Origin of the sequence: Sphingomonas agri, assembly GCF_038148795.1 — a bacterium.
In the GTDB taxonomy this organism is placed as follows: domain Bacteria; phylum Pseudomonadota; class Alphaproteobacteria; order Sphingomonadales; family Sphingomonadaceae; genus Sphingomicrobium; species Sphingomicrobium agri.
In genome coordinates, this window is record NZ_JBAPEU010000002.1 from 286,573 (window position 1) to 302,547 (window position 15,975).

The 15,975-nt window shown below is 62.4% G+C and carries 15 protein-coding genes; 6 read left to right on the forward strand and 9 right to left on the reverse strand.

The genetic code is table 11. The annotated features are described in order from the left end of the window. The first annotated feature begins 192 nt into the window (after positions 1-192). Together dnaG and rpoD are read left to right on the forward strand one after the other, a co-directional pair. Positions 193-2,031, forward strand: coding sequence for a DNA primase (dnaG, locus tag V8192_RS08230; RefSeq protein WP_341632594.1), 1,839 nt, complete (start codon positions 193-195; stop codon positions 2,029-2,031). A 13-nt stretch (positions 2,032-2,044) separates the two neighbouring features. Next, a complete protein-coding gene (gene rpoD, locus V8192_RS08235) occupies positions 2,045-4,099 on the forward strand; it encodes an RNA polymerase sigma factor RpoD (RefSeq protein WP_341632595.1) in 2,055 nt (684 codons plus the stop codon). Positions 4,100-4,895: 796 nt separating this feature from the next. Here the strand turns inward: rpoD and V8192_RS08240 are convergent. Together V8192_RS08240 and V8192_RS08245 are read right to left on the reverse strand one after the other, a co-directional pair. Beyond that, on the reverse strand, positions 4,896-5,453 hold the full coding sequence (locus V8192_RS08240) for a hypothetical protein (RefSeq protein ID WP_341632596.1): 558 nt from the start codon (positions 5,451-5,453) through the stop codon (positions 4,896-4,898). An 80-nt stretch (positions 5,454-5,533) separates the two neighbouring features. Next, positions 5,534-6,052 (reverse strand): GNAT family N-acetyltransferase, encoded by a 519-nt coding sequence (locus tag V8192_RS08245; RefSeq protein WP_341632597.1) that lies wholly within the window; start codon positions 6,050-6,052, stop codon positions 5,534-5,536. Positions 6,053-6,169: 117 nt separating this feature from the next. Here V8192_RS08245 and V8192_RS08250 point away from each other — a divergent pair, with 117 nt between their 5' ends. Next, positions 6,170-6,970 carry a hypothetical protein gene (locus V8192_RS08250; protein ID WP_341632598.1) on the forward strand — a complete coding sequence of 267 codons (801 nt, stop codon included), beginning with the start codon at positions 6,170-6,172 and terminating at the stop codon, positions 6,968-6,970. 43 nt (positions 6,971-7,013) lie between these two features. Here V8192_RS08250 and V8192_RS08255 read toward each other — a convergent pair whose 3' ends face one another. Together V8192_RS08255 and msrB are read right to left on the reverse strand one after the other, a co-directional pair. After that, on the reverse strand, positions 7,014-7,856 hold the full coding sequence (locus V8192_RS08255) for a trypsin-like peptidase domain-containing protein (RefSeq protein ID WP_341632599.1): 843 nt from the start codon (positions 7,854-7,856) through the stop codon (positions 7,014-7,016). A 1-nt stretch (position 7,857) separates the two neighbouring features. After that, positions 7,858-8,343: a peptide-methionine (R)-S-oxide reductase MsrB gene (gene msrB, locus V8192_RS08260; protein ID WP_341632600.1), complete on the reverse strand. Its 486-nt coding sequence runs from the start codon at positions 8,341-8,343 to the stop codon at positions 7,858-7,860. Positions 8,344-8,382: 39 nt separating this feature from the next. Between msrB and V8192_RS08265 the strand changes: the two genes are divergently transcribed. Further along, the gene (locus V8192_RS08265; protein WP_341632601.1) at positions 8,383-9,591 is read left to right on the forward strand and encodes a chymotrypsin family serine protease; all 1,209 of its coding nucleotides are present in this window, start codon (positions 8,383-8,385) and stop codon (positions 9,589-9,591) included. A gap of 330 nt (positions 9,592-9,921) precedes the next feature. Beyond that, positions 9,922-10,212 carry a PspC domain-containing protein gene (locus tag V8192_RS08270; RefSeq protein WP_341632602.1) on the forward strand — a complete coding sequence of 97 codons (291 nt, stop codon included), beginning with the start codon at positions 9,922-9,924 and terminating at the stop codon, positions 10,210-10,212. Here the strand turns inward: V8192_RS08270 and V8192_RS08275 are convergent. The 4 genes from V8192_RS08275 to V8192_RS08290 all read right to left on the reverse strand — a co-directional run bounded on the left by V8192_RS08275 (position 10,209) and on the right by V8192_RS08290 (position 14,259). Continuing rightward, a complete protein-coding gene (locus V8192_RS08275; RefSeq protein WP_341632603.1) occupies positions 10,209-10,880 on the reverse strand; it encodes a DUF6975 family protein in 672 nt (223 codons plus the stop codon). The genes V8192_RS08270 and V8192_RS08275 overlap by 4 nt on opposite strands. Before the next feature lie 150 nt (positions 10,881-11,030). Beyond that, positions 11,031-12,353, reverse strand: coding sequence for a methyl-accepting chemotaxis protein (locus V8192_RS08280; RefSeq protein WP_341632604.1), 1,323 nt, complete (start codon positions 12,351-12,353; stop codon positions 11,031-11,033). A 152-nt stretch (positions 12,354-12,505) separates the two neighbouring features. Further along, complete coding sequence (locus tag V8192_RS08285) at positions 12,506-13,705, reverse strand: exo-beta-N-acetylmuramidase NamZ family protein (RefSeq protein WP_341632605.1); 1,200 nt, start codon at positions 13,703-13,705, stop codon at positions 12,506-12,508. An 11-nt stretch (positions 13,706-13,716) separates the two neighbouring features. After that, a complete protein-coding gene (locus tag V8192_RS08290; protein ID WP_341632606.1) occupies positions 13,717-14,259 on the reverse strand; it encodes a DOMON-like domain-containing protein in 543 nt (180 codons plus the stop codon). Between the two features lie 45 nt (positions 14,260-14,304). Between V8192_RS08290 and tyrS the strand changes: the two genes are divergently transcribed. Continuing rightward, entirely contained in the window at positions 14,305-15,528 is a 1,224-nt protein-coding gene (gene tyrS / locus V8192_RS08295; RefSeq protein ID WP_341632607.1) for a tyrosine--tRNA ligase, read from the forward strand. On the opposite strand, the gene V8192_RS08300 is transcribed toward tyrS, so the two are convergent. Continuing rightward, on the reverse strand, positions 15,525-15,974 hold the full coding sequence (locus V8192_RS08300; protein WP_341632608.1) for a DMT family transporter: 450 nt from the start codon (positions 15,972-15,974) through the stop codon (positions 15,525-15,527). The genes tyrS and V8192_RS08300 overlap by 4 nt on opposite strands. Between the last annotated feature and the right edge of the window lies 1 nt (position 15,975).

The window sequence follows — 15,975 nt, forward strand, 5'->3', positions numbered from 1 at the left end:
ATCTTTCGCCGCCGTGTGTCGGAACGGTGACAGATTACCTTCAATTGCGTCGTTTCGTGCATGGAATGAATCGTTTGTTATCAACTATCTAGGCTGGTGGCCTCGAACGATGTGCATTCGCGACCTGTGGATAAGTTCCCTACGCGCGCTTGCGGGCGCGCGAGTCGGCTGCCACAAAATTCACTTCCCAATATGACGCTTTCACCCGCCTGGCTCGACGAACTGCGCGCGCGCACAACCCTCTCGGGGGTCATCGCGCCTTCGGTGAAGCTCATCCGCGCCGGCCGCGAGTGGAAGGCCTGCTGCCCGTTTCACAACGAGAAGACCCCAAGCTTCACGGTGAACGACGACAAGCATTTCTACCATTGCTTCGGTTGCGGAGCGCATGGAGACGCGATCCGCTTCCTCACCGATCACCGTGGACTGGCGTTCATGGACGCGGTCAAGGATCTTGCTTCGAAGGCGGGCATGGATGTCCCCGCCCCCGATCCCAAGGCAAGGGAACAGGCAGAGCGTACAGCGACGCTTACCGACGTGATGGCCGAGGTTGCAAAATGGTATTCGGAGCAACTGAACGGCATCGGCGGAGCGGATGCCCGTGAATATCTCAAGGGCCGCGGCATTGACGCCGCAGCGGCCCAGCGGTTCGGACTTGGTCTTGCACCCGACAACCGCCTTTCGTTGAAGCGGGCGCTTGAAAAGCTCGGTGAAGACAGGCTCGTTGAAACGGGCATGCTAATCCGCCCCGAAGATGGTGACAGGGAGAGTTACGACCGTTTTCGAGGGCGGCTGATGATCCCGATCCGGGACCCCCGCGGAAGAGTGATCGGCTTCGGGGGCCGCATTTTAGGGCCGGGCGAGCCGAAATATCTGAACTCGCCGCAGACCGTTCTCTTCGACAAGGGCCGCACCCTCTTCAATCTCGACCGGGCCGGCCCGGCCAGCAGGACCGCCCGGCGCCTGATCGTCGTCGAGGGCTATATGGACGTGATCGCTCTTGACCGTGCCGGGATCGCCGAGGCGGTGGCACCGAACGGCACAGCGCTGACCGAGGGCCAGCTGGAGCGACTGTGGCGGCTGGAGCCAGCGCCGATCCTGTGCTTCGATGGCGACAGTGCCGGCAGGAAAGCAGCGATCAGGGCGGCTCAGCGGGCGCTTCCGCTTCTTCGTCCGGATCGAACCTTGCGCTTTGTCGAACTGCCATCGGGACAGGATCCCGACGATGTCATCCGGACCGGCGGACGCGAAGCCTTCGAGGAACTGCTGGCCAACAGCGAGCCTCTCGACGCCCACCTCTGGCGTCATGAAGTCAGTGCCGAACCGCTCACCACCCCCGAAGCCTGGGCGGGCCTCAAGGAGCGCCTGATCGCGCATGCCGGGCTGATCGGTCACTCCGACCTTGCACGTATCTACCGCGAGGATTGGCTCAATCGCTTCTATGCCCAGCGACGCCCCCAGGAGGGCCCGCGGGCATTCGCGAAGTCCGCATCCCGCGGAAGCTTCAGGAACGGCCGCTTCATACCTGTCCCCCCACCCGTCAGGGACGAGGCCCGGGCGATTGCAAGCGAGGGGATCGACGCAACCACGGCACGCGCGCTCATACTGGGCTTTTCCAATTATCCGGAGGAACTTGCGGCTCATTGTGAACAGCTCGCGGCTCTTCCGATCGCCGACAAACCGACAGCAAAGGCGCGAGACGATCTCGTCAATGCGGCCTTCTCCGGCGCGGTGCTTGATCAAACGAGCCTTCACACCATATTGGGCACCGATGGAGCAACGGGCGGCAAGGCCCCGCGCGCCCTGGGCTTTTCCTTCACCCGACGCGACAGCGACCCGGACCGCGCGCGAAGCGATCTGGCAGCGGCGGTCGAGATCATCGCCGCGGCGGAGGAGGTTGAAAAGGCCCTGGACCATGCAACGGAACGGCTGAAGCGGGATTTCACCGACGAGGCCCTGGAGGAACAGCAACGCCTTATCGAGGCGCGGCGGGGATTGAGACAGAGGCTGGCGCAGCTCGCCGGCACCGACTAAGCGGCGGAAACCTATGGCGAAAAACGATACTCAGGAAGTCGAAACGGCCGAGGCGGGCGATGCGCCCCTCATCGACCTCAACGACGCGTCGATCAAAAAGCTGATCGCCCGCGCCAAGAAGCGCGGCTTCGTTACCTATGACGAGATCAACGAGGCGCTGCCTCAGGATCAGATGTCGAGCGAGCAGATCGAGGACATCATGTCCGCGATCAACGACATGGGCATCAATGTCGTCGAGAACGAGGAACGCGGCGACGACGAGGAGGAATCCGAGAGCGAAGCCGAACCTGCGATCGAAGACGAGGTCGATCCCCTCGACGACGGCGGCCCACGGCCTGCTGCCGCAACGAAGAAGGAGCCGACCGACCGCACCGACGACCCCGTGCGCATGTACCTTCGCGAGATGGGGGCCGTGGAGCTGCTTTCCCGTGAGGGCGAGATCGCCATCGCCAAGCGAATCGAGGCTGGCCGCGACACCATGATCTGGGGCCTGTGCGAATCTCCCATCACCTTCAACGCCATCATTGCCTGGTCGAATGCCCTGAACGAGGGCCGCATGCAGCTGCGCGAGATCCTCGATCTTGAGGCAATGCTGAGCAAAGGCCCGACGGCCGAGCAGCTGACCGAAGCCGAGGAAGGGGGCGAAGGCCCCGAGGGCGAGATCAGCGAAAAGGTTGCCGGTCCCTCGATCAAGGAAGAGGAAGAGGTCGCCGACGAGCCCGAGGCATCTTCGGACGATGAAGACGAAGACATGGTCGAGCGCCGTGCACGTCCGCAGGCGGAGGAGGAAGACGAGGACAACACCCTCTCGCTTGCCCAGATGGAAGAGACCCTGAAGCCGCAGGCCCTCGAGAAGTTCGCGGAGATCACGTCGGTCTTCAAGAAGTTCTCAAAGGTCCAGGGCGCACGCATGGACTCGCTCCAGCTCGGGCAGGATTTCGCTGCTTCCGAGGAGAAGAAGTACCAGAAGCTGCGCGAGCAACTGACCGCCGAGGTCGAAAGCGTCCAGTTTCACGGCAGCAAGATCGAATACCTCGTCGAGCAGCTCTACAGCTACAACCGCCGCCTCACAGCGCTCGGCGGCCAGATGCTGCGCCTCGCCGAACGGCACCGCGTTCCCCGCAGAGCATTCCTCGAGAGCTACATGGGTCACGAGCTTGACGAAAGCTGGCTCACCGATGTTGCTAAGCTCGACAAGAAATGGGCTGCCTTTGCTGCAGCGGAGAAGGATACCGTCGAGCGTATCCGCAACGAGATTGCGACGATCGCGCAGGGCACCGGCACTTCGCTCGGCGAGTTCCGCCGTATCGTGAACCAGGTCCAGAAGGCGGAGCGCGAAGCGCGCATCGCCAAGAAGGAGATGGTCGAAGCCAACCTTCGCCTCGTCATTTCGATCGCAAAGAAATATACGAACCGCGGCCTGCAGTTCCTCGACCTCATCCAGGAGGGGAACATTGGCCTCATGAAGGCGGTCGACAAGTTCGAATACCGTCGCGGCTACAAGTTCTCGACCTATGCGACCTGGTGGATCCGGCAGGCGATCACCCGCTCGATTGCCGATCAGGCTCGGACGATCCGAATCCCGGTGCACATGATCGAGACCATCAACAAGCTCGTCCGAACCGGCCGCCAGTTCCTCCACGAAACCGGCCGCGAGGCGACTCCGGAGGAGCTTGCCGAGCGTCTTTCCATGCCGCTCGAAAAGGTTCGCAAGGTCCTCAAGATCGCCAAGGAGCCGATCAGTCTCGAAACGCCGATCGGCGACGAGGAGGACAGTCATCTGGGCGACTTCATCGAGGACAAGAATGCAGTCATTCCGGTCGATGCCGCCATACAATCAAATCTCAAGGAGACCGTGACGAGGGTCCTTGCCTCGCTGACGCCGCGCGAGGAGCGCGTGCTGAGGATGCGCTTCGGGATCGGTATGAACACCGATCACACCCTCGAGGAAGTTGGTCAGCAGTTCTCGGTCACTCGTGAGCGTATCCGGCAGATCGAGGCCAAGGCGCTCAGGAAACTGAAGCATCCTTCTCGCAGCAGGAAGATGCGTTCCTTCTTGGATCAGTAATGGCTGCGGGCGATGCAGCCTGCTCCGCCACGCGGCTTTCACACTTGCGCAGTTTCGGCACCGGATGTTGGAACAGAGTCGGATATCCGACGTTTGGGCGTAACCTGGGTTAGAAGCGGGTTTTCCCGTGTCCGATCAACAAGATACGCAAGAAAACGCATACCTTTTCAGGGTTAACGCTGAGCTAATCGAAAGCCTCGGCCGCTGCCGCGTGCTGGTCGATGATTGCCGCGCGAAGCTCGTTGCCGCAAATTCCAATGAACCGTTCCCGGAGGCGGACACGCACGGCGCCGGCGAAGGAGACGAGAGCGTCGGCTAAGCGTGCGTGGCACGCTCGCCGGGCAAGCTATCCAGATTTGGCGAAGCGGCCTTTGGGTCGCGGCACGTCTTGGGATCGAACGCTCCAAGTGGCCGGGAATCTGGCCAGATCAGCTCCCGCCCGTCTGCGGAGCAGGAGCACAGCTAGGCTTGGCACGGCCGCCCGCCTGCTGCCGTCCCTGCCGCCGGCCGCTCTCGATCTGACGCCAGAGGTTCAAGGTCTTTGTATCCATCGTGGTTCATCGAACGTCGACAAACCGACACAGGTTCCGCTCGAGTGATGAAAGGGCCCCGTCTCGACGTCGGCAAGGGGGAAGCAATCCGACGGAGGCAGGGCCCCCTACTCGCCGGTTCGCCCAGTTCCTCTGGCCCGCGCGCCGGCATCTGGCGGCAGAGCCGCCGAGCTCGCTAAAGACTGAGCGACGCTGCCGACTCCAGATTTACCGGAGGCGCGTTACCCAGATGTCAGCAGAGAAGGTTAACGAAAGAGTCCCTCGACCAAGCCCACGAGTTGGACGAGATTGAGCACGCCAAGCCCGGCTCTCTGAACGCTGCGTCCCGAAAATGGCACGAGCAGCAGCGGCACCGTAATCCGGGCAGCGGCCCACCACGCCTCCAATCCCTCATATCGCACCTGGTCGAGGCTTATGTGAGTAACGACGGAAACGATCGGCGGAATGGCCAGCAGGATGAGGATCATGCGGCGGTGTTTGAGATAATGGTCCTCGAGGCTGCGTTCAGGCTTGTTCTCTGTCCCCGGAAAGATCGCACGGCTCACGAAGACGTAAGGCAGCGACACGGCCGCCGCTGCGAGCATCTGGACGCCGTCCACCGTGAGATAAGGCCGCGTGTGCCACATCTGCAGCCAGATGTTCATTCCCCCCAGAAGTACGCTTGATGCGACAAGCGGAGGGCAGGTTCCGACAGCGATCTTCTCGCAATCGCGCCACATGTCGGCAAAGCCGATCGCGACATTTGCAACAGCAATGCCAAGGAGCAGTCCGTAAAAACTGAAGAGGTAATCGAACGGATTCACCTGCGCGCCCCCTCCCCGCATCCTGCCTCGGAGACGACCTGCCAACCGAGCGAAGGGACAGGATCATTCCCGCCCGGAACTTAACTGCTATCGGGCGGAGCGCAAATCAGCTCGCGCTGCATGTAAACGCTATCGAGCCAGCGGCCGAACTTGAAACCCACTGCCTTGAGCCGCCCCGCCTCACGGAAGCCCAACACTCGATGGAGGGCAATCGAGGCAGGCTCTGCGCCCCCGATGACCGCGATGACGGTCCGAAACCCATGTGCAGCCGATCGCTCCAGCAATTGCCCGAGAAGCGCTTTTCCGATGCCGTGGCCCATTCTTCGAGGATGGACATAGATGCTGTCCTCGCCTGTGAAACGATAGGCCGCGCGGTCCCGGAACTGGGTAACGTAGGCGTAGCCTGCAACCTCGCCGTCAACTTCCGCCACCAGGAAGGGCCAGCTGGCACCGGTAATCCGGCGGATCTTGGAGCGATGAAACTCCGACGGCGGAGGCTCAAGATCGTATGAGGCCGTGCCGTTCAGGACATGGTGAGCGTAGATCGACGCAATGGCGTCCGCGTCGGCTTCGGCAACGCCCCGAATGGTAAGGCCCATTGGCGCTCATTTCACTGCGCCCGTTCCCGCCGCAAGGTCAGTTAATCACCGCCCCAGCTCGCAAGAGGCACGGTGCGAGGGCTGGACGCGGCTCCAAGACTTCACTCCCAGTTCACGTTGAAAACCGCTAGTCCGGCTGAAACGCGACGTTCCGAACACTACCAGACCTTGCCCGCCTATCGCCCCCCTTCGCCCTACGACCGGCAGCCGCTCAAGCGGCGCGCCTCGGGCTTTGCGCTTGCCCTTGCGATCAATCTTGCGCTGCTGCTCGTCCTCATGACGCTCGGCGTCATTCCGCCGCCGGCTTCGCAACGGACGCTGAGAGGGATCGTGGTTGATCTCATTCCGCAGAGCCGAAGCTCGTCCTCTACGAAGAAAAGCGTCCTCCAGCCCCGGCACGTCGCGCAGGAACGGCCCGTGCCCAAGCCGCCGCCCATCATCCTGCCGGTCAAGCCGACCATTGCGCCCCCGCCACAGACGACGACGAAGCCATCGCCGTGGCTCGAAATGAGCAAGGAAGAGATGGCCGCTTCTGACATCTCCAGGCTTCCCGCTGCCGGGTCCGGAGGCGGCGGCGACAGCGAAGTCATAGGCCGGGGACCCAACGGCGAAGCGCTCTACAACGCGGAATGGGCGCGCGAGCCGACTGATGCCGAACTTTCCGGATACCTGCCTCGCAACGCTCCCGACGGCTACGGACTGGTGGAATGCAGGACAATCCCGAACGACCGCGTCGACGACTGCATCGAGCTGGAGAATAATCCCCCGGGTTCGCATCTCGCCTCGGCCGTCCGGCAGGCGGCGTGGCAGTTCCGGGTACGCCCGCCCCGTAAAGGCGGTAAGCCGCTTGTCGGTTCGTGGGTCCGGATCAGGATCGATTACAGCGTAATGCGGACAAGCAACGATCGCGGTCAGTGATCTCGACCCCGGTTCGCCTGATCGGAAAGGCCAGTCCACTTTCCTATTGACGCGCAGGCGCGCGCTCAGCCTCTTGCAGAACCTGTTTCACGACATTGCTCGGGATGGCAAAGCCGATACCGACATTGCCTGCGCTGCTTTCACTGGTGCTCGGACTGAACAAGGCCGAATTGATGCCGATGAGCTCGCCATGAAGATTGATTAGCGCTCCGCCCGAATTGCCGGGATTGATCGGTGCGTCGGTCTGGATGAACCGTCTCGAATCCCCCTGCCCCAAGGGCCGGTCGGTAGCGCTGACGATACCGCTAGTGACTGTCTGTCCAAGGCCGAACGGATTACCAATGGCGACGACATAGTCTCCAACCTCGAGCTTCCGGCTGTCGCCCAGTGGGAGGCTTGGCAGGTTCCTCGAGTTGATGCTGAGGACCGCAAGATCAAGACTTGGAGCAACGCCGAGGAGCTGCGCTGCAAAGCGGCGCCCGTCCCTCAGGATAACGTTCACGGCGCTCGCTTCGCGGACGACGTGAAAGTTGGTGATCACGAAGCCCCGCTTGCCATCGACGATGACGCCCGAGCCAGCAGCCATCGTTGGCTGGAGCGCCGCGTCGGGTACCCCGAAATAGCGGCGAAAGAAGGGATCCTGCAGAAGCGGATTCTGTTCTGCTGGCGAGGGCTGGAGCACCGCGATGTTGACGACTGCCGGCGCCGTCTTGCGGACTAGGGGTGCAAGGCTGTTGTCCGAGGCGCTCGCCAGCAGCCTTGGGCCGGGATCGACCTGGCCTGGAGGCAACATCCTCGCGACGACGCCTCCGATGATCGCGGAGACGACGAGCAGTAGCAAGAGCAGCAGCAGGGGCAGACGGATTGCCGATGCACGGGAAGCCATGTCAGTCCTCGAGGATTTCGCCCTCCGGGGCACCGCGACCGAGTTTGTCGGGAAGCGGCTCGCCGGCGGGCGTAAATGCAAGGCTCACCGAGTTGATGCAATAGCGCTCGCCCGTCGGTGGGGGGCCGTCTGGAAAGACGTGTCCCTGGTGCGACCCGCACCGTGCACAGACAATCTCGGTTCGGGTCATGCCGTAGCTCGTGTCACGTATGTACTTCAGATGGTCCGCATCGAAGGGCATCGTGAAGCTCGGCCACCCTGTTCCGCTCTCGAACTTGGTGCCGCCGTGGAACAAGGGCAGTCCGCAGAGCCGACACGTGAACAGGCCTGGCCTCTTCTCGTTCAGAAACACTCCGCAAAACGGGGCCTCGGTGCCATGTTCGAGAAGGACATGCTTCTCTTCATCGCTGAGATCGGCAACGAGTCTCTGCAATTGCGCGTCGGTTGGGGGTGTGAGATCGAAGGTGGTTGTGCCGGTAGTGGCCATAGATCCTCCTTGCGGGCATGCCCCTAACATGGTGACGCATTGAGCGCGATTCGATGGGTGCATGCGCTGCTGCTGCTTGCGATTTCTACCGCCGGGGTCGCACAACCCGCCCAGACCTTTGACGAGGCGCTCGCCGACGATGCGCTTCAATATGCAGCACAGTTCGGGGTGAGCATTGGCGAAGCGGCCCGGCGCCTCAAGGCGCAGCAGGACAGCGTAGATGCGACCGACGCAATCGCTCGGGAATTCGCGGAGCGCCTTGCCGGAATTTCAATTGAGCACAGACCCCAGTTCAGGATCGTCATTCTCTTGACCGGGAACGAACCGGTCGCCGAGCGCAGCACGGCCGGCGTTCCGATCTTCTTCCGGATTGGCGCCAGGGCCACTCACGCGCAGGCTCTCAGCGCATTGCGCAAGCACCTGATCGACCTCAGGGCTGACCTGCCAAACGCCCGCGGAGCCGGCTACGACCAGCGCAGCGGCGAAGTCGTTCTCCTGGTGACGCGCGCCGACGTCGACCGGTACGGAATGGTGGCAATCAAGAGCCGCGCTGAAGAGGTGGGCGGCGTACCTGTCCGCGTAGTCGTCAACGAGCTCAACGAAACCGACATGACGGTCGATGGCGGCGGACGCGTCGAGGGACTGAACTCGGTCACAAACCGGCGAAACCTCTGCACCACCGCATTCGTGGTGACTAACGGCGAAGCGACCGCGATCACCACCGCTGCGCATTGCCCGGACGATCTCACTTATATCGACCGTGACGGAAGCAGCGTCGATCTGCCGATGATCGGCTCCTGGGGTGCGGGTTATCAGGACGTGCAGATCAACGGCAGTCCGAATTCCCCGGATCCGCTCTTCTACAGCAACCGCGGCGCTGGGACCCTGCGGCGCCTTGTGACCTGGCGCAATGTCGCAAGCACCAGGGCGGGCGACTTTGTCTGCCACTATGGCGAAAGCTCGGGATACAGCTGCGCCACGGTCGAGTTCACCGATTATGCACCGCCCGGTGACCTGTGCGGCGGCCCCTGTTCTCCGACCTGGGTCACGGTAAAGGGGCCGGGCTGCGTTCCCGGAGACAGCGGCGGACCGGTGTTTAGCGGGGAAGTCGCCTTCGGTATCGCGAAGGGCGTCAACCGCGCCTCCACTGGCCAGTGCCTCTTCTATTATTACATGTCGACGGACTATCTGCCCCCTCCGTGGCGCCTTCTTGTGATGAAAGCTCCCAGGCGGCCAGCTCGCCACTGAGCTGGGCCCGGGCCCGGCGGCTTCCTTTCCGCGCTTCATAGCCCTGTTGTCCGCAAAGGCGGCTCGGCGTCATCATGATGCGCGATCAGCTCGCTAGCCGGAACGGGCCGCGGTGCAGGTTGTCGCTGAAAGGCCACCGTTCAAATGCTGCGGTGCAATATCGCACTTGCGGCATCAGGTGGGAATTCCCAACTCTCGGGCCGAACAGATGGTGAAAGTTGCGAAGCGCGCGGATCGCTGACCAGACAAGTTGTTGAATGTATGTTGTTTTTAACGTTGGCACGGACCTTGCTTAGATTGACGTGCAAGATTTTTTGAATGGAGTGACAAATGGAAGCGCAGGTCAATCAGGTCGCCCTCCCGCTGCGGTCGCACACGATCCTGGGCGTCTGCGAGGCGATCGGCGAGGATTTCGGGTTCAACCCCGTGTTCCTGCGTATCCCCTTTGCAGCGTCGGTGATTTACAGCCCCATGCTGGCGATCGGCACGTACCTCGCCCTTGGGTTGGCAGTTATGGGTTCGCGGCTTCTCTTCCCCAGGAAGGCGGTGAACGAGGAACAGCTTTCCCAGCAGCAGCTGGAGCCGGCCAATGAACAGCAGGAACTGAAGAGGGCGGCTTAAAAGTCGCCGCGAGCTTCGGCGCGAGCTTCGAGCAGGTCGAACAACGCTCGGTGCTGGAGCAGAAGCTGCTCACCGCCAAAGGCGAGGGCGCGGGCGCTTGCCATCGTTTCGGCGCCTCGCTCGATAATCGCCACAACCGAGGACTCATCGGGCAGCGAAGGTGCCGGCGCCTCCGTTCCGACCCGGGCGGCAGCGCGGTCGAGCAGTCGGCGGATCGGCCACCAGTCGCCCACGAGAGCCGTCGCAGCGCCCAGTGCGCAGCCGTTCCGCTCGGACATGGCAAGCGTTTCGAGCGCATGGCGCGCCGCAACAAGGCTCGCCTCGGTTTCAGCCGCTCCGGGCGTGCTCGGCAATGGACCGACCGCAGCCGTCAGGCGCACGACGTAAAGACGTTCGCGCTCGAAGCCCTCGGACGCGCGCGACAGCCACTCATGCACCTCACCCTTGGGACAACGCTGCAGCGCGATTTCGACGAGCCCTGGATAACGGCCATGCATGCTGCAGAGAAGGTGAACCGCATCGGCAAGGTCGCGGCCCGAGTGCCGGCCGGACGCTTCCAGGAGTGTATTGAGGTATGAATGGCGAGCACAACCCTCGCCTGCGACCCGTGCAAGCTGGGCTTCGGCAACGCTGACCTGATGTTGGCCGACGGCCCTATTGATGGCCATTCCTTACCCCTCGTTCCGGGCCCTTAAGGAAGGCCCTAATGGGATCGTCCTAACGCAAGGGCGTAAAGACGAGGTTTATGGGCAGGTAAGCTTTCAGGAACCCTGTTCGGAGACGGACAAAGCTCGTCTCTTGCGCGTGTTCCCCGCTTGTCAGTCATCCCGGTACGCAAGTTCGAAATTGCCCCAGCGCTGGCCCTTGATCCACAGCGGCACGAAGACGTTCTTCACCGGGATGAATTTGTCACCAAGTTCCATGCGGTAGGTAGCAAGCGTTGCCGGCTTCTCGCTGGCGAGCGCCATGCGCGTCGTGTCGTCGATTAGAATTCGCCGGTTGCGGCAGTGCTCGTCGTTCCAGACCGGATCGGGCCCCTGGGGATGACTGCGCTTGCTAAGGTGCGTCGGAAGATAGCCGTTCACATCGCCGATGGCACAGCCAATCACCCTGCTGTCTGAACTTTCGCTGCGGTCAAGGATCGGACGAACGTACTGGTCGGCAGCCTCGTTGAAGCGGACGTTGTATTGGACGGGGTTCGACCCCTCGACGACCTGGTAATCGCGGTCGAAAACGTCATCGAGGCTGATTTCGCCTGCCTCGATCGCATGTTCGATCGCATGCTGGATCTGGCGGCAGGTCTCCTGTGCCTTCAGGATGAAAGGAGTATCGTCGATCTCGGCGCCCGAATTGGCCAGCGTATCGAGCATGGTGTTCGACAGCATCTCGAGGTGAGCCAGCCGCTTCTCGGCGGTCAGCAGTTCCTGCCCGTTCTCGCGCGCATCGGCGGCAAAGTCCGTAAGCCCCGCCTTCACCCGGTCGACGCTCGTCTGGATCATGTTCGTCGAGTGAGCAATGCCTTCGGTCTGCCGATCGACCATGCCGACGATTTCGCTGACTTCGCGGACAGTGTCGCTGATGGTGCCGAAGCCGGACTGGGCCGCACGGCTGCGCTCCACGCCAGTCTTGATCTCGGTTGTCACCGCTCCTGCCTCGCGGGTCAGTTCCCCGAGGGTCGAGGCGATCTGGCTGGTCGCTGCACGGGTATCGTGCGCGAGCTTCTTCACTTCGGCTGCAACGACCGCGAAGCTGCGGCCCGCATCGCCGGCCCGTGCTGCCTCGATCGTCGCGTTGAGAGCCAGCATGTTCGTCTTGCGCGCGATCGTCTCGATCGTCGATGAAACGGTCTGAACCTGGTTCATCGCCGCAGCGAAGCCGGCCATGCGCTCGCCGAGCTGCACGACCAGTTCAGTAAGACCCTTGAAACTCTCGATGGTGCCCTCGATGGCCTCGCGCCCGGCCTCGAGCTTGGCCTTGGCCTGTTCGGACAGGAGCCGGGCCTCGTCGGTCGAATCGCTGACCCGAGCCTGGTCACCCAGAAGCCTGGTGGTGACTTCCTCGAGCTGGTCGAGCATTCGCATATGCTCGCCGATCCGGGTCGCGACGCCCTGGACGTATCCCGCGACGTCGCTGCATTCCATCGACAGAGACCCGCAATCGCGCGCTACAACGCGAATGGCATTTTCAGTAACTTGTTCGATACCCTGCGTGGCCATCGCCGGCGCGCTCCCAGCTCAATACTCGAGACGGGATAGCGATGAACCTCCTACTTCTTCGTTAACCACGCTCGGCTTCAGTAGAGGAGGAACTCCTTGCGCTCCTCGGCCCAGTCGCGCTCATCCGGAAGCGTCAGCGCATCAAGATCGCCTGGCATGCCATTTTCATCATCCACCCATTCGCGCAGCAGCGGCGAACCGTTGATGACGTCGATCGCGAGCTTGTCGAAGACATATTCGTAAGGAAAATCGCGCCAGAGCTCGTAATCGGGGCGGAGGCGGCGGATTGCCTTGAAAGCAAGCGACTGGAGCCGCCACGGGCGAAACGCCCGATGGTCGTAGAAAGGCCCTTCGGCGTGAATGAAGAGGCCGCTGCACATTTCCCCGACGTGCTTGTGGAACGTCGGCTGGAAAGTGATCTCGCGAAGTCTCGAGCCGTTGAGCCAGTCTGGAGCCAGCCGCTCCATCTCGGCCAGGATCTTTCTCGGCTCGAGCCCCGGCGCACCGAATAGTTCGAGGGGACGGGTTGTTCCCCTGCCCTCGCTGAGCGTCGTTCCCTCCAGCATGACCGTGCCCGCGTAAGCCCTCGCCATGTTGAGATTGGCGGCATTGGGGCTGGGATTGATCCATACGCGCTCGGGCGGCCAGCCGAAACCCGGCTCCGCATCCGGCTCCCAGGCCTCCATTTTGACGACGTGATAGTCGACCTCCAGACCAAACCGCCGGATAAACCAGTAACCGAGCTCCCCAAGAGTTAGGCCATGGCGCATGGGGAGCGGACCTGCACCAACGAAGCTCTCCCAGCCGGGGCGGAGCGTCAGGCCTTCGACCGGGCGCCCTGCCGGATTGGGCCGGTCGAGTACCCAGACGCTCTTGCCATGCTGTGCGGCGGCTTCGAGCACGTAGAGAAGCGTCGTGATGAACGTGTAGATTCTGCAGCCGAGATCCTGGAGATCGACGACGATGGTGTCGAACGTCCCCATGGACTGGCCGCTCGGACGGCGGACGTCCCCGTAGAGGCTGAAGACCGGGATCATGTGAACAGGGTCGCTGAAGTCCTCGGATTCGACCATATTGTCCTGCTTGTCGCCCCTGAGGCCGTGCTGCGGGCCAAAGGCAGCAGTAACGTTAAGGCCGCTTGCGACCAGGGCGTCCAGGCTGTGCGTCAGATCGCGCGTCACCGACGCTGGATGAGCAAGAAGCGCCACGCGCTTGCCTTCGAGGGGACGGCGCAGCTCGGGCTCGGCGAGCAGCCGATCGATACCAAACAGGGTCATGAAAACGCTGCTTAGGGAAGGTGCGCAGCGAAGCAAGCCGGGTCGTGGAAGTCCGGCTTGTCACCTTCAGGATGGGCGAGCGCCCAGTAGGACTTCGTGCCGTCCTTTTCCTCGAGGACGGCAGAGAGGCCGAGCTGCCAGGGGATGGCGGCATCAACCGCGATGGTCGCACCGACCGCCCACCAGGTCATGTTGTCCTCGAGCCGGACATAAGGAACCGCGACGTCGGCATTGGCCCGGCCGTCGCGATGCGAGGTGAAATCGTAGGCAGCCCAGTCACCGGACGGCGCGAAATTCCATTCGCGATAGGCCTGTTCCCCCGGCGCCCGCAGGAACGCCTCGAAGCAGGTCGTCTCCCAAAGGTCCTCCGCGCGCTCCGGCTCGTCCTTCACTTCCTCGGGCAGGACGAAGCGGGAGGCGGGGGCGCCAATACCGAACCAGATATTGGTTGAAGCAACGACCCCAAGCGCGCCCGCATGGTCGATATTGGCCCATAGCTTGAAGGTCGGGGCCGAAGGCGGCGTCGCCGGATGCGGAACGAGGTTCAGCTGCATTGCGAGAGTGTAGCAGGCGAGAGTTAACGACGCTAAGCGGCGATCATGACCGAGTTTCGATCCTCCCTCCTGAAGCTCCTCGATGAGCGCGGCTATATCCACCAGCTGACCGACGCAGCGGCATTCGACGCACTGGCAAGCAAGGAGGTGGTAAGCGCCTACATCGGGTTCGATGCCACGGCCCCCAGCCTCCACGTCGGAAGCCTCGTCCAGATCATGATGCTGCGCCGCTTGCAGCAAGCGGGGCATCGTCCGATCGTGCTTATGGGAGGGGGAACCACGAAGGTCGGCGACCCGAGCGGGAAGGACGAAAGCCGCAAGCTCCTGACGAACGAGGTGATCGACGCGAACATCGCCGCCATTCGCCGCGTCTTCGAGCGATTCCTGACGTTTGGCGATCAACCCTCAGATGCCGTCATCGTCAACAATGCCAACTGGCTCGATACGCTCGAATACATATCTTTCCTCCGGGACGTCGGGCCGCATTTCACGATCAACCGCATGCTGACATTCGACAGCGTCCGACTTCGTCTCGACCGCGAGCAGCCGCTGACCTTCCTCGAATTCAACTACATGATCCTGCAGGCGTATGATTTCCTCGAACTGTCGAGGCGGGTTGGATGCCGCGCCCAGTTCGGCGGCTCGGACCAGTGGGGCAATATCGTCAATGGCATCGAGCTTGCTCGCCGCATCGATGGCACCGAACTGTTCGGGGTGACGACACCGCTCATTACGACCGCTGATGGCTCAAAGATGGGGAAGACGGCGCAAGGCGCCGTCTGGCTGGATGAAAATCTTCTAAGTTCATATGATTACTGGCAGTTCTGGCGGAACACGCAGGACGCCGACGTCGGGCGCTTTCTTAGGCTTTTCACCGACCTTCCCGTCGGCGAGATCGCGAGGCTCGAAGAGCTCGAAGGGGCAGAGATCAATCAGGCTAAGATCGTCCTTGCGACGGAAGCCACAGCGATGCTCCATGGACGCGCTGCAGCAGCTGCAGCAGAGCAGACAGCGCGCGACACCTTCGTGGGCGGAGGGGCCGGCGATGATCTCCCGACGATTTCTCTCGGCGCCGGAATGAACGTCGCTCATGCACTGACCGCGCTTGGTTTCACGCCTTCGAACAAGGAGGCGAAGCGCAAAGTCGCCGAGGGTGCAGTGCGGCTCGACGACGTTACCGTCAGCGATCCTGGCCTCGTGCTCACTGCAGGCGAGCGCCCACTGAAGCTCAGCCTGGGCAGGAAGAGACACGCGCTTCTTCTTCCCTAGCTCCGCCTGACCAGCACCACGCCGGCGATAACGAGGAGTGCGCCGGCGATCCTGCCAAGGTTCACAGGCTCGCGAGGCAGGCCAAGAGCCCCCATGTGATCGAGGGCGAGGGCCATGGCGATCTGTCCGGCGATGCCGATGGTAATCAGCGAGGCAAGGCCGATCCTTGGCGCTGCATAGGCTGCGACTGCAACGTAGAGGGCTCCATAGGCACCCCCGAACCAGGCATAGGCGGGAAGTCCTGCGAAGGCGGCGGGACGCAGGCGCGAGCCGCTTGCAAGCCAGACGAGCAGCAGGACAATCGTGCCCACCGCAAAGGAGATCAGTGCAGCAAGGACGGGCGAGCTCCCTGCCTTGGCGAGCATCGCATTGGTCGGTGCCTGGAGCGCAATCATTCCCCCTGCGCCAAGCACGAGAAAGAGGGGTATGATCGCGGCCGGGTTCATT

Coding starts and splice junctions, on each gene's coding strand:
- V8192_RS08270 (WP_341632602.1), top strand. CDS start 9,922: ATGGAAGCGCAGGTCAATCAGGTCGCCCTCCCGCTGCGGTCGCACACG.
- V8192_RS08300 (WP_341632608.1), bottom strand. CDS start 15,974: ATGAACCCGGCCGCGATCATACCCCTCTTTCTCGTGCTTGGCGCAGGG.
- V8192_RS08285 (WP_341632605.1), bottom strand. CDS start 13,705: ATGACCCTGTTTGGTATCGATCGGCTGCTCGCCGAGCCCGAGCTGCGC.
- dnaG (WP_341632594.1), top strand. CDS start 193: ATGACGCTTTCACCCGCCTGGCTCGACGAACTGCGCGCGCGCACAACC.
- V8192_RS08255 (WP_341632599.1), bottom strand. CDS start 7,856: ATGGCTTCCCGTGCATCGGCAATCCGTCTGCCCCTGCTGCTGCTCTTG.
- V8192_RS08280 (WP_341632604.1), bottom strand. CDS start 12,353: ATGGAATGCAGCGACGTCGCGGGATACGTCCAGGGCGTCGCGACCCGG.
- tyrS (WP_341632607.1), top strand. CDS start 14,305: ATGACCGAGTTTCGATCCTCCCTCCTGAAGCTCCTCGATGAGCGCGGC.
- V8192_RS08245 (WP_341632597.1), bottom strand. CDS start 6,052: ATGGGCCTTACCATTCGGGGCGTTGCCGAAGCCGACGCGGACGCCATT.
- rpoD (WP_341632595.1), top strand. CDS start 2,045: ATGGCGAAAAACGATACTCAGGAAGTCGAAACGGCCGAGGCGGGCGAT.
- msrB (WP_341632600.1), bottom strand. CDS start 8,343: ATGGCCACTACCGGCACAACCACCTTCGATCTCACACCCCCAACCGAC.
- V8192_RS08290 (WP_341632606.1), bottom strand. CDS start 14,259: ATGCAGCTGAACCTCGTTCCGCATCCGGCGACGCCGCCTTCGGCCCCG.
- V8192_RS08275 (WP_341632603.1), bottom strand. CDS start 10,880: ATGGCCATCAATAGGGCCGTCGGCCAACATCAGGTCAGCGTTGCCGAA.